This window comes from Gordonia terrae, from assembly GCF_051789125.1.
GTDB classification, from domain to species: Bacteria; Actinomycetota; Actinomycetes; order Mycobacteriales; family Mycobacteriaceae; genus Gordonia; species Gordonia terrae_A.
In genome coordinates, this window is sequence record NZ_CP196526.1 from 1,123,980 (window position 1) to 1,142,364 (window position 18,385).

Annotated in this window: 18 protein-coding genes and 4 tRNA genes; 16 read left to right on the forward strand and 6 right to left on the reverse strand. The window is 68.4% G+C overall.

Annotated elements, in window-relative coordinates; all coding sequences use genetic code 11:
- Positions 1 to 48 precede the first annotated feature (48 nt).
- A complete protein-coding gene (locus tag ACSUZC_RS05110) occupies positions 49 to 1,143 on the reverse strand; it encodes an AbrB family transcriptional regulator (protein WP_439031816.1) in 1,095 nt (364 codons plus the stop codon).
- Positions 1,144 to 1,228: 85 nt separating this feature from the next.
- On the opposite strand from ACSUZC_RS05110, the gene menD reads away from it, so the two are divergent.
- Positions 1,229 to 2,932 carry a 2-succinyl-5-enolpyruvyl-6-hydroxy-3-cyclohexene-1-carboxylic-acid synthase gene (gene menD, locus ACSUZC_RS05115; protein ID WP_439031817.1) on the forward strand — a complete coding sequence of 568 codons (1,704 nt, stop codon included), beginning with the start codon at positions 1,229 to 1,231 and terminating at the stop codon, positions 2,930 to 2,932.
- 49 nt (positions 2,933 to 2,981) lie between these two features.
- Complete coding sequence (locus tag ACSUZC_RS05120; RefSeq protein ID WP_439031818.1) at positions 2,982 to 3,488, forward strand: hypothetical protein; 507 nt, start codon at positions 2,982 to 2,984, stop codon at positions 3,486 to 3,488.
- On the opposite strand, the gene ACSUZC_RS05125 is transcribed toward ACSUZC_RS05120, so the two are convergent.
- Entirely contained in the window at positions 3,475 to 4,095 is a 621-nt protein-coding gene (locus tag ACSUZC_RS05125; protein WP_439031819.1) for a Type 1 glutamine amidotransferase-like domain-containing protein, read from the reverse strand. The genes ACSUZC_RS05120 and ACSUZC_RS05125 overlap by 14 nt on opposite strands.
- Before the next feature lie 131 nt (positions 4,096 to 4,226).
- Between ACSUZC_RS05125 and ACSUZC_RS05130 the strand changes: the two genes are divergently transcribed.
- Together ACSUZC_RS05130 and ACSUZC_RS05135 are read left to right on the forward strand one after the other, a co-directional pair.
- Positions 4,227 to 5,390: a glycosyltransferase family 4 protein gene (locus ACSUZC_RS05130; protein WP_439031820.1), complete on the forward strand. Its 1,164-nt coding sequence runs from the start codon at positions 4,227 to 4,229 to the stop codon at positions 5,388 to 5,390.
- A gap of 76 nt (positions 5,391 to 5,466) precedes the next feature.
- The gene (locus ACSUZC_RS05135) at positions 5,467 to 6,174 is read left to right on the forward strand and encodes a demethylmenaquinone methyltransferase (protein WP_439031821.1); all 708 of its coding nucleotides are present in this window, start codon (positions 5,467 to 5,469) and stop codon (positions 6,172 to 6,174) included.
- Between the two features lie 18 nt (positions 6,175 to 6,192).
- On the opposite strand, the gene ACSUZC_RS05140 is transcribed toward ACSUZC_RS05135, so the two are convergent.
- Positions 6,193 to 7,218, reverse strand: a complete 1,026-nt coding sequence (locus ACSUZC_RS05140) for an oxygenase MpaB family protein (protein WP_439031822.1) — start codon at positions 7,216 to 7,218, stop codon at positions 6,193 to 6,195.
- 140 nt (positions 7,219 to 7,358) lie between these two features.
- A complete protein-coding gene (locus ACSUZC_RS05145) occupies positions 7,359 to 8,573 on the reverse strand; it encodes a geranylgeranyl reductase family protein (RefSeq protein WP_439032995.1) in 1,215 nt (404 codons plus the stop codon).
- Between the two features lie 233 nt (positions 8,574 to 8,806).
- Here ACSUZC_RS05145 and ACSUZC_RS05150 point away from each other — a divergent pair, with 233 nt between their 5' ends.
- A complete protein-coding gene (locus ACSUZC_RS05150) occupies positions 8,807 to 9,823 on the forward strand; it encodes a polyprenyl synthetase family protein (RefSeq protein ID WP_439031823.1) in 1,017 nt (338 codons plus the stop codon).
- 3 nt (positions 9,824 to 9,826) lie between these two features.
- Here ACSUZC_RS05150 and htpX read toward each other — a convergent pair whose 3' ends face one another.
- Both htpX and ACSUZC_RS05160 read right to left on the reverse strand, forming a co-directional pair.
- Positions 9,827 to 10,684: a zinc metalloprotease HtpX gene (htpX, locus tag ACSUZC_RS05155; RefSeq protein ID WP_439031824.1), complete on the reverse strand. Its 858-nt coding sequence runs from the start codon at positions 10,682 to 10,684 to the stop codon at positions 9,827 to 9,829.
- Between the two features lie 147 nt (positions 10,685 to 10,831).
- Entirely contained in the window at positions 10,832 to 11,323 is a 492-nt protein-coding gene (locus tag ACSUZC_RS05160; protein WP_086536203.1) for a YajQ family cyclic di-GMP-binding protein, read from the reverse strand.
- A 126-nt stretch (positions 11,324 to 11,449) separates the two neighbouring features.
- Here ACSUZC_RS05160 and ACSUZC_RS05165 point away from each other — a divergent pair.
- From ACSUZC_RS05165 to rplA, 11 genes are all read left to right on the forward strand, one after another.
- Positions 11,450 to 11,530: transfer RNA gene (locus ACSUZC_RS05165), tRNA-Tyr, on the forward strand.
- A 118-nt stretch (positions 11,531 to 11,648) separates the two neighbouring features.
- Positions 11,649 to 11,721 (forward strand) — tRNA-Thr (locus tag ACSUZC_RS05170).
- Positions 11,722 to 11,742: 21 nt separating this feature from the next.
- A tRNA-Met gene (locus ACSUZC_RS05175) sits at positions 11,743 to 11,816 on the forward strand.
- A gap of 93 nt (positions 11,817 to 11,909) precedes the next feature.
- Positions 11,910 to 12,077 (forward strand): 50S ribosomal protein L33, encoded by a 168-nt coding sequence (rpmG, locus tag ACSUZC_RS05180; protein ID WP_003929651.1) that lies wholly within the window; start codon positions 11,910 to 11,912, stop codon positions 12,075 to 12,077.
- Positions 12,078 to 12,220: 143 nt separating this feature from the next.
- Positions 12,221 to 13,318, forward strand: coding sequence for a fused (3R)-hydroxyacyl-ACP dehydratase subunits HadA/HadB (locus tag ACSUZC_RS05185; RefSeq protein WP_439031825.1), 1,098 nt, complete (start codon positions 12,221 to 12,223; stop codon positions 13,316 to 13,318).
- A 209-nt stretch (positions 13,319 to 13,527) separates the two neighbouring features.
- Positions 13,528 to 15,198 (forward strand): ABC-F family ATP-binding cassette domain-containing protein, encoded by a 1,671-nt coding sequence (locus ACSUZC_RS05190; RefSeq protein WP_439031826.1) that lies wholly within the window; start codon positions 13,528 to 13,530, stop codon positions 15,196 to 15,198.
- A gap of 220 nt (positions 15,199 to 15,418) precedes the next feature.
- Positions 15,419 to 15,491 (forward strand) — tRNA-Trp (locus ACSUZC_RS05195).
- Positions 15,492 to 15,530: 39 nt separating this feature from the next.
- Positions 15,531 to 16,001 (forward strand): preprotein translocase subunit SecE, encoded by a 471-nt coding sequence (gene secE / locus ACSUZC_RS05200; RefSeq protein WP_439031827.1) that lies wholly within the window; start codon positions 15,531 to 15,533, stop codon positions 15,999 to 16,001.
- A gap of 71 nt (positions 16,002 to 16,072) precedes the next feature.
- A complete protein-coding gene (gene nusG, locus ACSUZC_RS05205; RefSeq protein ID WP_439031828.1) occupies positions 16,073 to 16,927 on the forward strand; it encodes a transcription termination/antitermination protein NusG in 855 nt (284 codons plus the stop codon).
- 114 nt (positions 16,928 to 17,041) lie between these two features.
- Positions 17,042 to 17,476, forward strand: a complete 435-nt coding sequence (gene rplK / locus ACSUZC_RS05210) for a 50S ribosomal protein L11 (protein ID WP_238421497.1) — start codon at positions 17,042 to 17,044, stop codon at positions 17,474 to 17,476.
- 83 nt (positions 17,477 to 17,559) lie between these two features.
- The gene (gene rplA / locus ACSUZC_RS05215) at positions 17,560 to 18,276 is read left to right on the forward strand and encodes a 50S ribosomal protein L1 (protein WP_439031829.1); all 717 of its coding nucleotides are present in this window, start codon (positions 17,560 to 17,562) and stop codon (positions 18,274 to 18,276) included.
- The last annotated feature ends 109 nt before the right edge of the window (positions 18,277 to 18,385 follow it).

The following is an 18,385-nucleotide window of genomic DNA, read 5'->3' on the forward strand; positions in this document are numbered from 1 at the left end:
TCCCGACCTTACGTGGGACGCGCGTCACAGGTAATCCCGACTCGGCGGTCAGGATGTCCGACGTGCGGCGACACGCGCGGCGAAGGGTGCCACGAAGAGCATGAGCAGAACCCGCAGGATCTGTGCGGCGACGACGAAGGCCACATTGCCGCCCGCGCCGGTCGCCGCGGCCAACACGGCGTAGATGCCGCCCGGCGTCGTGGCGAGGTAGCAGTCGAACATCGACTCGCCGGTCCACGCCGAGAGCGCCACGCCCAGCAGGGCGCAGCCCGCTCCGATGGCGAGGATGAGGACGAGCGCGAAGGGGAGCACTCGGCCGATCGCCCGCAGGCGCGGCATCGTGAAGCCGAGACCGGCCTGCCAGCCGATGACCGCATAGGCGACGGTGAGCAGCGCGGGGGAGACCTCCGCATCGCCGGCCACGCCGGTCAGTTCGGCGACGGTGGCCAGTGCCAGCGGACCCAGCAGTCCCGCCGCGGGCAACCGCACCAGACGGCCCAGCGGTATCCCGGCGCCGAGACAGGCCACGAGGAGCAGCAACCCCCAGGCCTGGTCGGTCAGGCCCTCGGCGGACCACTGCGGGGTCTCTGCCGCGCCGGCGTCTGCCGTGGCGCCGAACACGAGCGACGCGACCAGCGGGATCGTGACGGTGACCAGGGCGACCCGCAGGTACTGGATGACGGCGACCATCCGCTCGTCGCCGCCGAACTCGCGTGTCAGGGCCACCAGTCCCGACGCCCCACCCGCGACCAGCGACAGCGATCCGGTCAACGGGTCGACGTCCCGGTGCAGGCCGAGAAGCGCTCCGCACGCGACGGAGATGGCGAGCGTGCCCACCCCGATCACCAGCACGGGAAGCCACGACGACCCGAGGCCGCTCAGGGTCTCCGGTTCGGCCATGGTGCCGATGAACACGCCGAGCACACCCTGTGCCGACACGAATGCCCATCGCGGGACGATCGGCTGGTCGGGATCGTCGGGTCTGTCGGGCGGTGCCGGCCTGCTGCGAGGTGCCCGTCCCGCGATCGCGAGTGCGCCCGCGACCACCAGGCCCGCGAACAGGGCTGCAGCATCGACGTCGACGATCTCGAGGATCAGCGTCGCGACCGCGGTGAGGAGAACCAGCAGAGTCCAGCGACGCACCGGATCAACAGTAGGGGCCGTGCCCGCGGGTGAGTGAGGGGACCGCCTGGCGCGGCCGGGACCCGCGAGTCCCTAGGCTTGTGGGATGAATCCATCGGCCCAGAAGGCGTCGGGACCGAACCCGTCCACGCTGCAGGCCCGGGTGATCGTCGACGAGATGATCCGCGGCGGCGTGCGCGAGGCGGTCCTGTGCCCGGGCTCGCGTAACGCGCCCCTGGCCTTCGCGTTGCACGCCGCCGACACCGCCGGGCGGTTGCGGCTGCACGTGCGCATCGACGAGCGGTCGGCGGGATACCTCGCCCTGGGCCTCGCTGTCTCCTCGGGCCAGCCGGTGCCGATCGTGATGACGAGCGGTACCGCTGTCGCGAACATGGGGCCTGCGGTCTTCGAGGCCAACTACGCACGGGTGCCGCTGGTGGTCGTCAGCGCCAACCGGCCCTATGAACTGCTCGGATCGGGCGCCAACCAGACGGTGGAGCAGTTCGGGATCTTCGGCACCCAGGTGCGCGCCGCGATCAGTCTCGGCCTCGCCGAACAGGATCTCGACACCAACAGCCAGTGGCGTTCCGCGGTGGGCCGCGTCCTGGCCGCCGCCCGCGGCGCACGCACCGGCAACGCCGGACCGGTGCAATTCGACATCCCGTTGCGCGAACCCCTCGTCCCCGACCCGGACGAGGTGGCCTCGCCCGACCCCACCTCGGATCTCGGCGTGTTCTCCGGGCGACCCGACAGCCTGCCGTGGACGCAGGCACCGGTCGGCAAACTCGACGTCCCGCTGCCCATCGACCTGTCACTCGACACCGTCGTGGTCTCGGGGCACGGAGCGGGAGTGCACCCGGGTCTCGCGCACGTGCCGACGGTCGCCGAGCCGACCGCCCCTCGCGCGGTGACCCCTCTGCACCCCCTCGCCCTCGGCTCGGTGCGTCCGCGGCAGGCCATCATCTGCGGGCGGCCCACGCTGCACCGCGGGGTCGCGCGGCTGCTCGCCGATCCGGAGGTACGGGTGTACGCGCTGACCACCGGCCCGCGGTGGCCCGACGTCTCGGGCAACGTCTATGCGACGGGCACCCGTATCGAGGTCGCCGGCGAGCCGCGCGAGGACTGGCTCAAGGAGTGCGCCGCGGTCACCGAACGTGTGGTGGACGCGGTGACGGCCGAGCTCGACGCGCCGGGACCGGCCACCGGGCTGCACGTGGCACGCGCGGTCAGCGGTGCCATGGACGCAGGCGACCAGCTCGTCGTCGGCGCCAGCAACCCGATCCGCGACATCGCGTTGGCCGGGCGGATCGGCGACGGCGTGCGCGTGCTCTCCAATCGCGGTGTCGCGGGGATCGACGGCACCAACTCCACCGCCATCGGGGCCGCGCTGGCTCTCGATCGCAACGGTTCGGGCGCGCGCACGATCGCGCTGATGGGTGATCTGACCTTCGTCCACGACGCGACCGGACTGGTCATCGGACCGGGGGAGCCGCGGCCGCGGTCGCTGCGCATCGTCGTCGCCAACGACGACGGGGGCGGCATCTTCGGACTGCTCGAACAGGGCGATCCGCGCTACAACACCGGAGCGTATGCCGGTGCGTACGAGCGTGTTTTCGGCACCCCGCACCGCACCGACATCGCGTCGATGTGCGCGGGGTTCCGCATCCCGCATCGCCGGGTCGGCGTCGCGGATCTGTCCGGTGTGCTCGCCGAACCCGCGGTGGCCGGCGGGATCGAGGTCGTCGAGGTGGCGACCGATCGCGAGCGGCTGCGGTCGGTGCACGCGGCGATCTCCGCCCGGCTCGCGTGAGCGGTGTCGCCGAAACGGCGTCCTCGCCCTCCCCGCTAGTCTGAACGGCATGAATCCGGTGATCCAGCGGCGCGTGCAGCTCGGTCTGCTCGTCGTCGCCGTGGCGATCACGTTCATGGGTCTGACCCTGATCGCCGGATGCTTCAAGAACGACGCGACGATCGACGCCAGCAAGGCCACCGTGATGGCCGAGGTGGTGTCGGTAGACAGCCTGCACGCCGCGGTGAACTTCCAGACACCCGACGGATCGTTCCACAGCCCGCGTTTCGGACTCCTGTATCCGACCGAACTGAGCGAGGGACAGCGCATCAGCGTCGACTACGCGGTCTACAACCCCGACCTGGCCCGCCCGACCGGCCGCACCGCGATGCTGTCGATCATCCCGGCACTGTCGGTCGTGGTCGGTGCGTGGCTGGTGATCGGACTGCTGATGGTCGGGGTCGCGGAGTTCAGCCGTCGATGGTCGCGCCGCGGGGCGACCGATTCCGACGACGAGACGGCCACCGACTCCCATGCGCCGGACGCCGACCGGGACGAGACCGTCAGCCCGGGATGACCGTCGCGATTCCACCGGAGACGACGAGTGCCTCGTCGTCGCGCAGGAAGTGCAGCCGATGGGAACCGGCGAAGCGTTCGCGGGTCGCGTCCACCGGTCCCTTACCGCCGACCGTGCCCTCCGCATGCGGGATCACCGTGACGTCGACGAGGTCGAGGCCCCGCGTCGAGTCGAGTGGGGCGGCCTCGCCGGGATCGTCGAGCAGTGCCAGTGGGGCGATGTCGGGCCCGGTGACGGCAGCGCCCGCGCTGACCCCGATGTAGGGGAGTCCGCCCCGCACCGAGTCGACGATCCGGCGGTCGGCGCCGGACAGGCGAAGCGCCCCCAGCAGGTGGAAGACGTTGCCGCCCGCGACGAAGAGCGCGTCGAGCGCCTCGATTCGCCGGGCGAAGGCGGCGCGACTCTCGGCCTCCGGGTCCAGCTCGACCACCTCGTACCCCTGGTCGCGCAGCGTGCCGCGCTCGAGATCCAGCCAGTCCTGGTCGGGGTAGATCGACGACGCGGTCGGCACATATCCGACGCGCCCGCCGCGCCCGATGAGTGGCGTCAGGAACTGCGGGACGGGTGTGAGCCATCGGCTCAGCAGCAACAGGTCGGGTTCGCCCACACGTCCACTCTGCCCGCACGCGGGCGCGCTGCGCATCGCATCGCGGCGGCCACGGCGAGTTCACCGCGAATTGGGCGGCGCGACACGTCGATCGACCGGTCTGGTCAAGTGGGTCGGTCACGATCGTGGCCATGCGCGTCGCGATCGTCGCCGAAAGCTTCCTGCCCCAGATGAACGGGGTGGTCAACTCCGTCCTCCGGATCGTCGACCACCTCGAGTCGACGGGACACACCGTCGTCGTCATCGCCCCCGACACCCCGCGCGGGGTCCCCTGTGGGCCGCGGCTCGTCGGGCGACGAACCCCCGTTCACCTGCTGCCCGCGGTCCAGGTGCCGCGCGTGACCTCGTTGCCGGTGGGTGTGCCCTCGCCACTGCTCTACCGGGCCCTGCGTGACTTCCGGCCCGATGTCGTCCACCTGGCGTCCCCGTTCGTGGTGGGAGCGGCCGGCGCGATGGCCGCCCGCGCCCTCGACGTGCCCGTGGTCGCGGTCTTCCAGACCGACGTCGCGGGCTTTGCGGCCGCCTACCGTCTCGGTGCCGTGGAGAAGCTGGCGTGGCGGTACACGCGCCGCCTGCACGAGATGTGCGACCTGACCCTCGCGCCGTCCACCGCGACGCTCGACGTCCTCGCCTCTCACGGGATACCCCGGCTGAAGCGGTGGGGCCGCGGCGTCGACGTCGGCCTGTTCTCGCCGGCCAAACGCAGTGACGCGCTCCGGGCGCAGTGGCTCGGTCGCGCGGGGGGCAGCACCGATCGGATGGTGGTGGGTTTCGTCGGCCGGCTTGCACCGGAGAAGCACGTGGAACGGCTGGCCGGCCTGTCCGGGAACAGCGGCATCCAGGTGGTCGTCGTCGGTGCCGGTCCCGAGCGCGAACGTCTCCAACGGCTGATGCCCGACGCGGTCTTCACCGGCGAACTCCGCGGCGACGACCTCGCGCGCGCCTACGCCAGCTTCGACGTGTTCGTGCACGCGGGCGAGCACGAGACGTTCTGTCAGGCCATCCAGGAGGCGATGGCGAGCGGACTGCCGGTGATCGGTCCCGACGCCGGCGGCCCCCGGGACCTGGTGTCACCGTTCCGGACCGGCTACCTCCTCGACGTCGCCGAGTTCGCCGGCACACTGCCCGGAATCGTCGACTCGCTGCGGGACGAGTCGGTGCGTTCGGCCTTCGGGCGCGCCGCGGTGCAGGCCGTCCGGGCTCGCACGTGGCCGTCGGTGTGTGCCGAGCTGGTAGGTCACTACGCGGACACGATCGGGACCGGCGTCGCCACCGAGGTCGGTCGGCCCGCCTGAACCCCGGTGGACCCACATGACGGTGTCGGCGCACCTCACGGTGGGTGCACACGCGGCGACCGGTAGCGTGATCGGCATGGCATCGACGGGCGCGACACCACCGGAACGGGCAACTCTGGACAAGGACCCGGCCGAGGTCGCGGCCATGTTCGACGGCGTCGCGCGCCGCTACGACATCACCAACACGGTGCTGTCGTTCGGGCAGGATCGGGGCTGGCGCAAGAAGACACGACGGGCGCTCGACCTCAAGTCCGGCGACGTCGTCCTCGATCTCGCTGCGGGGACCGCGGTGTCCACGGTCGAGCTCGCGTCCTCCGGCGCCCATTGTGTCGCCGCCGACTTCTCGCTCGGCATGCTCAAAGCGGGAGCACACCGGGACGTGCCGAAGGTGGCGGCGGACGCCCTGTCGCTGCCCTTCGCCGACGGATCGTTCGACGCCGCGACCATCTCCTTCGGTCTGCGCAACGTCAACGATGTGCCGAAGGCGCTCGCCGAATTACGACGGGTACTCAAACCCGGTGGCCGACTGGTGATCTGCGAGTTCTCGACGCCGACTCTCAAGCCGTTCCGCACGGTCTACATGGAATATCTCATGCGGGCGCTGCCTGCCGTCGCGACGAAGGTGTCGAGCAGTCCGGCCGCGTATGTCTATCTTGCCGAATCGATTCGGGCGTGGCCGGACCAGTTCGCTCTCGGTGATCTCATCCGCGAAGCCGGCTTCGGGCAGGTGCGGTGGCAGAACGTGACAGGCGGGATCGCCGCGATCCACTCCGCCCGCGCCTGAGGGTCGAGCGGGCTCGCCCTAGGAGTTGGCGGCCTGCTGTGCGGGCGCGATGGCGTCGTGGGGCACGGGGCATCCGGCGGCCGGTGGGTTCGGAATCGTCGACTTGTCGCCGGACGTCTTCTCCACCGGACATCCCGGGGCGAACGTGCCGAGCTCGTCGAGCTGGAATCCGTTGGGGTAGCTGCGAACCTGCTTGGTCTGCCGTCCGAAGAGAGGCTCGGTGCGCGGCGATGCGAAGAACCGGATGGCCAGACCGCGCGCCTTGAGCCCACTGCGGACCAGCACCCGCTCGACGGCCGTCGGCTTCGGGTACCGGAAGGCGTTGAGAAGGCGATCGTCCATGAGCGCGAACGACATCCGGCGCACCACTGCTCGCGGCAGCAGCTTGTAGGGCATGAACGTGCCCATCAGGTCGAGGGTGGCGTCGGCGACGGCCAGTGAGTCGGGGCTGAACGCGAAGTGGGCGGTTTCGTAGTCCTCGTAGAAATTCTTGAACTCGTCGTAGGTCTCCGGGATGTCCTTGATGCCCATGAGTTGCCCGAGCCGGCGGTAGTAGTTGGTGAGCCCGAGCACCTCGTGGGTGGTGAGCCTGCGCCACTCGTAGGAGTTGATCCATTCGACCGGGCACACGACGAAAGTGGCCAGCACATAGAGGAAGTCGCCGTTGGGGATGTCGTACATGCCGTGCATCTGGTTGATACGGCGGATGCCCGCGCGGCCGGCCGGACTGTCGACGCCGTGTTCGAGAGGGGCGTCGAGCAGCAGGACGGTGTCGTCATAGCGCTTCTGGGTCGACTCGGTGAACTGGCTCGTCTTGTACAGGAGGTCGCCGATGGACGGCACGGCGTAGGTGCGGAAGAGGGCGAAGCTCAGCGCCTGGGTGTTGCCCCACGGGAACTCGCGGGTGGCGAGGGCCTGGGCGACTGCTGTCGGATCGTTGACCGCGTCCATGTGGTCGATCTCGCCGCGGAGGTGGTAGCGCTGCGCCAGGCGGTTCTGCACGGCGTGCTTGGCTCGGGTGGCGAGGGTGGATGCGGTGGACATCTTCCGTCTCCTGAAACGTCGGGTGGCATCGGATCGACGCGTGGCACGATTCTTGCACACGTGTGGCGGGCGCCACACGCATTGGAACAGTACCGCTTCATCGTCTCATCGCGCGACACGGGTGGCCCCGCCCGGATTGCTCAGGAGAACGGCGGGCGCGGATCGACCTGGCGTGAGACGCGCCCGGCGGTACGCCACGCCCGCGCCACGAGGTCGGCGTCCTCGGCGGTGATGAGGTTGCCCATCACCCGGACGACCAGTGACATCAGCTGTGGGGACCGGATCCCCGGGCGGCCCAGGGTGGGCACCGCGCTGGGCATGGTGAGCAGGCCCGCGAGCCGTCGCGCGGCGGAGAACGCCAGGCCGTAGTGCCCGACCAGGATGTCGCGCCAGCGGGTGCTGTAGTCGTCGGCGCCCAGGAGTTCGACGGCGAGTCGTGCCGTCTCGAGCGCATAGTCGATGCCCTCCCCGTTGAGCGGATTGACGCACGCGGCGGCGTCGCCGATCAGCATCCAGTTGCGGCCGGCGACACCGGAGACGGCGCCGCCCATCGGCAGCAGCGCGGACGCGATCCGTACCGGGGGGCCACCGAGTGCCCACTCGTCGCGCACCATGGCCGCATAGTGCTCGAGGATCGGGCGAAGTGCCATGTGCGCCGGACGTTTCGACGTCGCCAGCGCTCCCACGCCGACGTTGACCAGCCCGCCGCCCGCGCTGCCGAGCGGAAAGACCCAGCCGTACCCCGGTAGGAGGCTGCCGTCGGGTCCGCGGAGCTCGAGGTGGGAGCCCATCCAGTGCGAGTCCGCGCGCGCCGACGGCGCATAGGCGCGGGCGGCCACGCCGTAGGCGGTGTCCCGATGCCACTGCCGGCCAAGGGTTTTGCCGAGTCCGGAGCGGACGCCGTCGGCGACGATGACGTCGCGAACCGTCATCGAGTGCGTTCCCGACGACGTCTCGAAGGTGACAGAGCCCACGCGGTCGCCATCCATCGTGACGTCGACTGCCTTGGCGCCCTGCACCATTCGCGCCCCGGACGACACCGCGTGGGTGCGGATGGCGTCGTCGAACTCCGTGCGGGCCACGGCGCTGCCATACGCCGGGAACCGTCCCGACGGCCACCGGACCTGCTGTCGCGCTCCCCATCCGTTCAGCAGGAGGCCGTCGAGACGCGGGCGGTCGGCGAGGAGGCCACCGAGTCCGAGGGCGTCGAGTTCGGCGACCGCACGCGGGGTGAGGCCGTCGCCACAGGTCTTGTCGCGCGGGAACACCGCTGCGTCGACGAGCACGACGTCGCGTCCCGCCGCCGCCGCGTGTGCCGCGGCCGCCGAGCCGCCCGGTCCCGCGCCCACGACCAGGACGTCCGCGTGCCCGGGAAGGGTGTCGGCGGAAACAGGGTGGGAATCGGCCGTCGAGGCGCCGCCGGGAACGGCGGGCGGGATGCGCTCGGGCGGCGTCGTGTCCGTGCTCACCCGACCAGTATGTCCGCACCGGCGACGGGCTACGCTCAGCAGGCAGGTGGGGTTGACGCGGGGACGCGTATCCGCCGAGAGACGATTTGCCGGATCAGACGAGATGGGGCCGCGTTCACGTGAAGTCCACATTCGCCGGGGTGGACCTGGTGTCGGATGAGTTCGCCGAGACGGTGCGCTCCTCACTGCAGAAGGTCGAGGACCTGCTGCTGAGTGAACTCTCCTCGGGTGACGAGGTCATGACCGAGGCCGCCACGCACCTCGCCAGGGCCGGCGGCAAGCGGTTCCGGCCGATGTTCGCGATCCTGGCCGCCCAGTTCGGCCCGCAGCCTGATTCCGAGGACGTCATCACCTCGGCCACCGTCGTGGAGATGATCCACCTCGCGACGCTCTATCACGACGACGTCATGGACGAGGCGGCCATGCGGCGCGGCGCTCCCAGTGCCAATGCCCGCTGGACCAACAGCGTGGCCATCCTGTCCGGTGACTTCCTGTTCGCACGGGCGTCCCGACTCGTGTCGACCCTCGGCCCCGAGGCTGTGCGCATCATCGCCGAGACCTTTGCCGAGCTCGTCACCGGGCAGATGCGCGAGACGGTCGGCGCCAAACCGGGTGCCGACCCCGTGGACCACTACCTGCAGGTCGTCTGGGAGAAGACGGGGTCGCTGATCGCCGCTGCCGCGCGTTTCGGCGCGATGGCCTCCGGGGCCACCGCCGACGACATCGAACGCCTCTCGCGCATCGGCGACATCGTCGGTGTCGCCTTCCAGGTCTCCGACGACATCATCGACATCAGCTCGGTGTCGGTGGAGTCGGGCAAGACGCCCGGGACGGACCTGCGGGAGGGCGTACACACACTGCCCGTGCTCTACGCGCTCGCCGGCGACGACGCGACGTCGGACCGCCTACGAGAACTGCTCGTCGCCGAAGGCGGCGCATCGCGTCCGCTCACCGACGACGCCGAGGTCGCCGAGGCGATCGAGCTGCTCGGTTCGTCGGAGGGCATGACCGCCGCACGCGCGAAGCTCCAGCAGTTCGCCGACGAGGCGCACGCGATGCTCGCCGAGCTCCCGGAGTCGCCGGCCCACCGCGCGCTGGCGTCCCTGGTGGACTACACGATCGAGCGCGTCGGCTAGCGGTCAGTGGCCGTCGCGGGCCATCTCCTGCAGGCGTCGGATGCGTTCGGCGGTCGGGGGATGGGTCGAGAACATGCGCGCCATCCGATCGGTGGAGCGGAACGGGCTCTCGATCATCAGGTGTGACTGCGCGGCGATGTCGGGCTGCGGTGGCAGCGGCGCGGCCTGGACCCCGCCGGAGATCTTCGCGAGCGCCGATGCGAGGGCCAGTGGGTCCCCGGTGAGCTCGGCACCCGACTGGTCGGCCTGGAACTCCCGGGAGCGGGAGACAGCCATCTTCACCAGCGACGCCGCGATCGGGCCGAGCAGCGCGATGAGGAGCATGGCGAGCGGGTTGGGCGCGTTGTCGCGGCTCCCGAACGCCCCCATGATCATCGCGAAGTTGGCCAGGCCGCTGATCACCGCAGCCATCGCGCCCGCGACCGAGCTGATCAGGATGTCGCGGTTGTAGACATGCGACAGCTCGTGGCCGAGCACGGCGCGCAGCTCGCGCTCGTCCAGCAGCTGCAGGATCCCGGTGGTGCAGCACACTGCGGCGTTCTTCGGGTTGCGGCCCGTGGCGAAGGCGTTGGGTGACTCGGTGGGGGAGATGTAGAGCGCGGGCATCGGCTGGTGCGCCGTCGTCGCCAGTTCGCGCACGATCCGGTACATGACCGGTGCCTGCAGCTCGGTGACCGGTTGGGCGTGCATCGCCTTCAGCGACATCTTCGCGCTGTTGAAGTAGACGTAGGCGTTCATGCCGACGGCGACGACGACCGAACCCCACAGGATCAGCGGGCTCTGGAACAGGGCGCCGATGCCGACGATGATCGCCGACATCAGGCCCAGCAGTGCCGCGGTCTTCACTCCGTTGAAATGCATCGGGTCCTCGTCTGTCCGGCGCCGCTGGACTGGGACTCCGGCCGCCTCCCCGGCGATCCGGGGAGTTCGGCGGAGGAGTGCTGGCGCCCTCGTACGGTCAAACGACGCAGGACGCGATCAGGTTTCCGGCGCCTGCCCGGCCGGCGGCTAACGGTAGTTGACGAACTGCAGGGCGATGCCGAAGTCCTCGCCCTTGAGCAGGGCGATGACCGCCTGCAGATCGTCGCGCTTCTTGCTCGACACCCGCAGTTCGTCGCCCTGGATCTGTGCCTTGACGCCCTTGGGGCCCTCGTCGCGGATCTTCTTCGAGATCTTCTTGGCGTGGTCGGAGTCGATGCCCTGGACCAGGGTGCCGGTGATCTTGAAGGTCTTGCCCGATCCCACGACCTCGCCGGCGTCGAACGCCTTGAGCGAGATGTCGCGCCGGATCAGCTTCTCCTTGAAGACCTCGAGGCCGGCCTGCGCGCGTTCCTCGGCATCGGAGGTGATGACGATGTTCTCCTCGCCGGACCACTCGATGCCGGTGTTGGTGCCGCGGAAGTCGTAACGCTGCGACAGTTCCTTCGCGGCCTGGTTGAGGGCGTTGTCGACCTCCTGGCGGTCGATCTTGCTCACCACGTCGAACGATGAATCAGCCATGGGCACCAGCGTATGTCATGACGACGGGAGCAGGTTGACCAGCCGGTTTGCGCGCGGGCACATGGTTCGTTGTATTCTTCACGGCGTTGTTCGAACGGCTGTCACGCACGGCCCGCAGAGCGGCACGGCAGGTTGCCCGAGCGGCCAAAGGGAGCGGATTGTAAATCCGTCGCGCAAGCTACATAGGTTCGAATCCTATACCTGCCACAGCGTGGTACCACCTCCACGAACCTGCACTTTCGACAGTCGCCCACCGGCGATTTGGATAGCGCAGACGCGGATGTGTAACCTCGTTAAGGCTCTCGGACAGAAATGTCCGGGGCACGCCCCCTTAGCTCAGTCGGTAGAGCGTTTCCATGGTAAGGAAAAGGTCGACGGTTCGATTCCGTCAGGGGGCTCGCTGGACGACGAGTCCACGGGGCGGTGTAGCTCAGCTGGTTAGAGCGCACGACTCATAATCGTGAGGTCGAGGGATCGAGTCCCTCCACCGCTACACATCGGGTCCGACCGGAACCGAGCGCAGGGGTCGCAAGCCCTGAGGGAACTGCCGAACCCGACCACGTACCACCCGAAAGAAGGCAATCAAGTGGCCTCCTCAACAGATGTTCGCCCCAAGATCACCTTGGCATGCGAGGTGTGCAAGCACCGTAACTACATCACCAAGAAGAACCGCCGCAATGATCCCGATCGCCTCGAGATCAAGAAGTTCTGCCCGAACTGCGGCAAGCACCAGGCGCACAAGGAATCGCGCTGACCTGACGTCGGCCATTCCGGTAGTACAACCAGCAACGGGCTGCCTCGTCACGAGGCGGCCCGTCTTGCTGTCGGCGGCCGGATGCAGGGACAGTTCGCCACAAGAGCGGTAAGCGTGGGACTTGCCGAAGGGAGCATCGATCAATGTCAGACGTCAGCGCCACCCGGGATCGGATCGACGACGCGGACACCGGCGGCCCGGCCGCCAAGATGACCCCCGAGGAGATCGCCGCACACACGCAGACGCTGGTCGGCTTCCACTACACCGTCGACGACTACTACGAGATCGGTCGGGAAGAGGTCCGCAAGCACGCGATGGCCGTGCAGGACGCGCACCCGACCCACTGGAGCGAGGAAGGTGCGCGGGCGTTCGGGCACCAGACCCTGATCGCCGCACCGACCTATGTGTCGGTGCTCGGCATCATCGCCCAGCGCAGGTTGTTCGAAGACGTCATCACCGGCTACGACATGTGGCAGATCATGCAGACCGACCAGCGGCTGGTCTACCACCAGCCGATGAAGGTGGGGGATCGGCTGATCTGTGACGTCTCCCTGGAGTCGTTCCGCCACGTCAGCAGCCCCGAGATGATCGACCTGATGGTCACCAAGAACGTCATCTGGAACCAGCACGACGAGCCGGTGATGACCACCTGGACCTCGCTGGCCGCGCGTCCGGGGATGGACGTCGATCCCGATCTGGAGGCCTCGCTCGATCACGTCATGATGAAGATCGATGCCGTCGGCGAGCCGGGACACACCGTCGAGCCCCAGACCGGCCGCTACGGGCTGCCCGACCCGACACAGTCGCCCGGCGCTTTCGGCGCCATCGACTTCGACACCCTCGAGAAGGGGCAGGAACTCCCCGCCAAGCGTTACCTGCTCACCCGGGGCAACCTCTCGAACTACGCCGGTGTCGCGGGAGACCCGAACCCCATCCACTTCTCCGATCACGTCATCCAGGCGGCCGGTATGGATGACGTCGTCGCCCACGGCATGCAGACGATGGGCCTCGGCGCCAGCTTCATCTCCGAGTTCATCGGCGACCCTGCGGCCTTCTGCGAGTACAACGTGCGGTTCACCAGTCCGGTCTACGTGCCGGCCAACGACAGCGCGGCCGTCGACTTCACCGGCAAGGTCAAGTCCCTCGATCCCGAGACCCGCCGCGGCACCATCGCGATCACCGCCAAGCAGGGCGACCGCCGCATCTTCGGGCGCGCTCAGGCCGTCATTCAATTCAATTGATCGTGCGCGAACGCCGCTGTAACGTCGCCGCTCATGTACTCCGGCATCGCCTCGTTGAAGCTCTGGACTCGTCGCTGACGGCGACGAGTCCCTCCTGAGTTCTCACCAGTAGCTCTCGTACGTCGTCCTGGCCGATTGCCGGACGACCCCCCAGTCGTGTTGTCCGGCTCCTGTCCGCTGAGAAGCACAGACGAGCTGAGGGCACACCCATGTCTGCTGAACGCAGTAATTCCATTCCGCGAGAAATTTCCCTTTCGCGAGAACAACATCCCGCCGGCGTAGCGGCGCATGTCCGAGCCCAGGGTGTCAGCATCGCCCGCGGCGATCGCTCTGTCCTGCACGAGGTCGATGTCACGGTCTCCGCGGGGTCGCGGCTGGCCGTGGTCGGCGAGAACGGCCGCGGCAAGACCACCCTCCTCCATGTTCTGGCAGGGCTGATTGCTCCCGACCACGGCACCCTCACCCGGCACGGCACCATCGCCATGGTCGAGCAGGACCTACCGACCGATGACCACCGCACCGTAGGGGCACTCATCGAGGACGCCGTTGGCGTGTCTCTCGCCGCGCTTGCCGCCCTCGACGATGCGACCGGCGCACTGGGCCGGGGGGTGCCGGGAGCCGAGGACTCCTATGCCGCGGCGCTGGAACTGGTCACCAGGCTCGACGCCTGGGACACCGAACGTCGCATCGACATCGCGCTCGACGGCATGTCCGCGTGCACCGACCGTGATCGGCCGTTGTCGACGCTGTCGGTCGGCCAGCGCTACCGCGTTCGGCTGGCGGTGGTTCTCGGTTCCGGCACCGACCTGGTGCTGCTCGACGAGCCGACCAACCACCTCGACGCCGACTCACTGGACTTCCTGACCCGCCGGTTGCGCGGGTACCCGGGCGGGGTGGCGGTCGTCAGTCATGATCGCGCGTTCCTGCGCGCGGTCGCGACCACGTTCCTCGACCTGGACCCGAGCCGTGATGGACGCCCGCGGATGTACTCGGGCGGATACGACGGCTGGGTGGCGGGCCGCGACCGCGAACGGGCGCGATGGGAGCAGGATCACGCCGCCCAGCAGGCTGAACACGAAGATCTGGTGCGGGCGGCCGACGCGGCTCGCGGGCGGCTCCAGACCCACTGGAAACCCGACAAAGGCACCGGCAAGCACCAACGGGCCACGCGTGCGGGCGGGGCCGTACAGGCATACAACCGTCGCATCGAGGACCTCGTGGAGCACCGCATCACCGTCCCGCCACCACCGGCCCGGTTGAGCTGGCCGCAGACGGGCACGCGAGCCGGCGCGCCCCTCGTGGACGGATGGGGCCTGACGATCACCGGGCGTCTGAGGGCCCCGGTATCGGTGTCCCTCACCGGCGGCTCGCGCCTTCTCCTCGTGGGACCCAACGGGACCGGGAAGTCGACGCTGCTGGGGGTGTTGGCCGGTCGGCTTCGGCCGGACGGGGGTCAGGTCGCCGTGCATCGTGGGGCACGCATCGTGCTGCTCTCCCAGGAGGTCCCGCGATGGGAGCCGGACCGCACGGCGCACGACGTCTACGAGGAGTACCGGCGCCGCCTCGATGCCGAGGGCCGCGATGCCCCGTCGTTGCGGAGTCTCGGACTGCTCGACACCGTTGCGGCACGCACCCCGGTGTCGCGGCTGTCGCAAGGGCAACAGCGGCGGCTTCACCTGGCGTCGTGCCTGGTCGCTCGACCAGACCTCCTGCTTCTGGACGAGCCGACGAATCACCTCTCGGCGACCCTCGTCGACGAGATGACCGTTGCTCTCGGCGCTGTCGAGTGCGCTGTCGTGGTGGCGACGCACGACCGGCAGATGCTGCTGGATCTCGAGGCGTGGCCGCGGATCGAACTCGCTGATCCGACGGCGTCGTGACGGACCTCTGGCGGAAGGCGTGTACGGTCGTCGGGGGAGCAGATGGAGCTGGTTTTGGGTCCACCGCCCCGGTGATCTACACTGAAGTGTCTGATTGATTCAGGCTTGCGCGCTACCCATAGGGTGGCGCGTTGGTTTTGTCGGCGGTTGAAGCCCCGGCGAGGTCGCGAGACCGGATCGATGAGAACGGCAACGCCAACACCCCGGTGGGGCGTCGCAAAGGGGCGTAGCTCAATTGGCAGAGCAGCGGTCTCCAAAACCGCAGGTTGCAGGTTCAAGTCCTGTCGCCCCTGCCCTGGTGAAGGGCACACGTTGACGAGAGGACCGCGAAGTTGAGCAAGCGAGACCGGGCAGCCCGCGCCAAAGAAGCCGCTGAGGGTTCTGCGGCGGATCCGGCTGAGCTCGACGGTCGCGACGACGCCACCGATGCGGGAACGGACGACGAGAAGTCGACCGGCACCGACAAGGAGCTGCGGCCGTCCGGTAAGCGCTCGGCTCGCGGACGTCGCTCGTCGGCGGGTGCAACCGACGGTGACACCGACTCCGATTCGGGGTCGGCGGTCGCCGTCAAGGAACGCAAGACGAAGAAGAAGGCGTCTGCGGGAGAGAGTCGGAATCCGTTCGTTCGGATCTGGCTGTTCCTCACGCAGGTCGTCGCCGAGCTGAAGAAGGTCATCTGGCCGACGCGGCGCGAGATGATCACGTACACGATCGTCGTGCTCGTGTTCGTCATCGTGATGACCGCGTTCATCTCCGGCCTCGACCTCGCCTTCGCCAAGGGCGTGCTCTGGTTGTTCGGCTGACCCACGCGGTGGGCTCGGCCGGGCGACGAGAAGTACGACCGCGAGATGAACCATAAGGAGCGTGGGCTGCAGTGAGCACCCCGGAGAACGAACTCGCCTCGACCGAATCCGTCGACGTGACGGACGCCGATGTCGATGCGGCCCCGACCGACTCGGCAGACGCCGATGACGCGGCGGCCGTGGACTCGACGGTCGACGAGTCGGGTGCCGTCGAGGGCGACGAACTCCCCGCCGAAGACACCGTCTCCGAGGACGCCGACGCCGACGCACCTGCGGAGGAGCCTGCCGAAGAGGCGGAGGTCGATCCGGTCGAGGAGCTGCGCAAGCAGCTGCGGCGCGCCCCCGGTGACTGGTACGTGATCCACAGCTACGCCGGTTACGAGAACAAGGTCAAGGCCAACCTCGAGACCCGCGTGCAGAACCTCGACGTCGGTGACTACATCTTCCAGGTCGAGGTGCCGACCGAAGAGGTCACCGAGATCAAGAACGGCCAGCCCAAGAAGGTCAACCGCAAGGTGCTGCCGGGTTACATCCTCGTTCGCATGGAGCTCAACGACGAGTCTTGGGGCGCGGTGCGCAACACCCCGGGCGTCACCGGCTTCGTGGGCATGACCAGCAAGCCGTCGCCGCTCTCGCTCAACGAGGTGCTGCAGTTCCTGATGCCGCGCGTCGAGGCGAAGAAACCGTCCGCATCGCGCGGATCGGCTGCCGACGGTGTCGAGGCCGCTGCTGCCGCCGCGTCGAACGTCATCGAGGTGGACTTCGAGGTCGGCGAGTCGGTCACCGTCATGGACGGCCCGTTCGCCACGCTGCCCGCGTCGATCAGCGAGGTCAACGCCGAACAGCGCAAGGTCAAGGTGCTCGTGTCGATCTTCGGTCGCGAGACGCCGGTCGAGCTCGGGTTCAATCAAGTCGAGAAGATCTAGCCCTTCGAGGCTCGCTTCGCTCGCACCTCAGGGAGCGGGAGAAGCAGACAAACACAGACTTTCACGTCTCCAGCGGGCGTGAATTCGCAAGGAAACCAAGCAAGGAACATAAAGATGCCTCCCAAGAAGAAGAAGCTCGCCGGGATCATCAAGCTCCAGATCCAGGCAGGCCAGGCCAACCCGGCCCCGCCCGTGGGTCCGGCGCTCGGTCAGCACGGCGTGAACATCATGGAGTTCTGCAAGGCGTACAACGCGGCGACGGAGTCGCAGCGCGGCAACGTCATCCCGGTGGAGATCTTCGTCTACGAAGATCGCTCTTTCGACTTCAAGTTGAAGACCCCGCCGGCTGCGAAGCTCCTGCTGAAGGCTGCAGGCCTGCAGAAGGGCTCCGGCGAGCCCCACACCAACAAGGTCGGCAAGGTGAGCATGGACCAGGTCCGTGAGATCGCCAAGACCAAGGCCGAAGACCTCAATGCCAATGACATCGACCAGGCCGCGAAGATCATCGCCGGTACTGCTCGGTCCATGGGCATCACCGTCGAGGGCTAAGACCTACCCAGTCGTCACCGTGGGAGGGCCGGCTCGGCCCGCACCACACACCCCGCACGTGAGTGCGGAGAAGGAACAGAGCAATGAGCAAGAAGAGCAAGGCCTACGCGGCCGCGGCCGAGAAGGTCGACAAGACCAAGCTGTACAGCCCGCTGGAGGCTGTGGAGCTGGCGAAGGACACGTCGTCGAAGAACACCGATGCGACCGTCGAGGTCGCAATCCGCCTGGGCGTCGACCCCCGTAAGGCAGACCAGATGGTTCGAGGCACCGTCAATCTGCCGCACGGCACCGGTAAGACTGCCCGCGTGATCGTGTTCGCCGCCGGCGACAAGGCCGCCGAGGCCACCGCCGCCGGTGCCGACGAGGTCGGCGCCGAGGATCTGATCGAGCGCATCCAGGGCGGTTGGCTGGACTTCGACGCCGCGATCGCCACCCCGGACCAGATGGCCAAGGTCGGCCGCATCGCGCGTGTCCTCGGACCGCGTGGCCTGATGCCGAACCCGAAGACGGGCACCGTGACCACCGATGTCACCAAGGCCGTCAACGACATCAAGGGCGGCAAGATCAACTTCCGCGTCGACAAGGCAGCGAACCTGCACTTCGTCATCGGCAAGGCTTCGTTCGACCCGGCCAAGCTGGCCGAGAACTACGGCGCCGCATACGACGAGATCATGCGCGCGAAGCCGTCTGCAGCGAAGGGTCGCTACATCAAGAAGGTGACCGTCTCCACCACGTCGGGCCCGGGTATCCCGGTCGACCCGCAGGTGAGCCGCAACTTCACCGAAGCGGCGCAGGCGTAGTCTTTCAGAGCCACAACACGAGGGGCCCGGCATTTCGATGCCGGGCCCCTCGTGTTGTGTGCTGCCGTTGTCTGTCGGCTGGACGCGTCCGCGGTCGGCAGTGCGACTG

Bases quoted from the DNA above. Each gene is read 5' to 3' on its own strand.
- menD (WP_439031817.1), top strand. From the start codon at position 1,229: ATGAATCCATCGGCCCAGAAGGCGTCGGGACCGAACCCGTCCACGCTG.
- ACSUZC_RS05120 (WP_439031818.1), top strand. From the start codon at position 2,982: ATGAATCCGGTGATCCAGCGGCGCGTGCAGCTCGGTCTGCTCGTCGTC.
- ACSUZC_RS05130 (WP_439031820.1), top strand. From the start codon at position 4,227: ATGCGCGTCGCGATCGTCGCCGAAAGCTTCCTGCCCCAGATGAACGGG.
- ACSUZC_RS05135 (WP_439031821.1), top strand. From the start codon at position 5,467: ATGGCATCGACGGGCGCGACACCACCGGAACGGGCAACTCTGGACAAG.
- ACSUZC_RS05140 (WP_439031822.1), bottom strand. From the start codon at position 7,218: ATGTCCACCGCATCCACCCTCGCCACCCGAGCCAAGCACGCCGTGCAG.
- htpX (WP_439031824.1), bottom strand. From the start codon at position 10,684: ATGCATTTCAACGGAGTGAAGACCGCGGCACTGCTGGGCCTGATGTCG.
- ACSUZC_RS05160 (WP_086536203.1), bottom strand. From the start codon at position 11,323: ATGGCTGATTCATCGTTCGACGTGGTGAGCAAGATCGACCGCCAGGAG.
- ACSUZC_RS05185 (WP_439031825.1), top strand. From the start codon at position 12,221: ATGTCAGACGTCAGCGCCACCCGGGATCGGATCGACGACGCGGACACC.
- ACSUZC_RS05190 (WP_439031826.1), top strand. From the start codon at position 13,528: ATGTCTGCTGAACGCAGTAATTCCATTCCGCGAGAAATTTCCCTTTCG.
- rplK (WP_238421497.1), top strand. From the start codon at position 17,042: ATGCCTCCCAAGAAGAAGAAGCTCGCCGGGATCATCAAGCTCCAGATC.
- rplA (WP_439031829.1), top strand. From the start codon at position 17,560: ATGAGCAAGAAGAGCAAGGCCTACGCGGCCGCGGCCGAGAAGGTCGAC.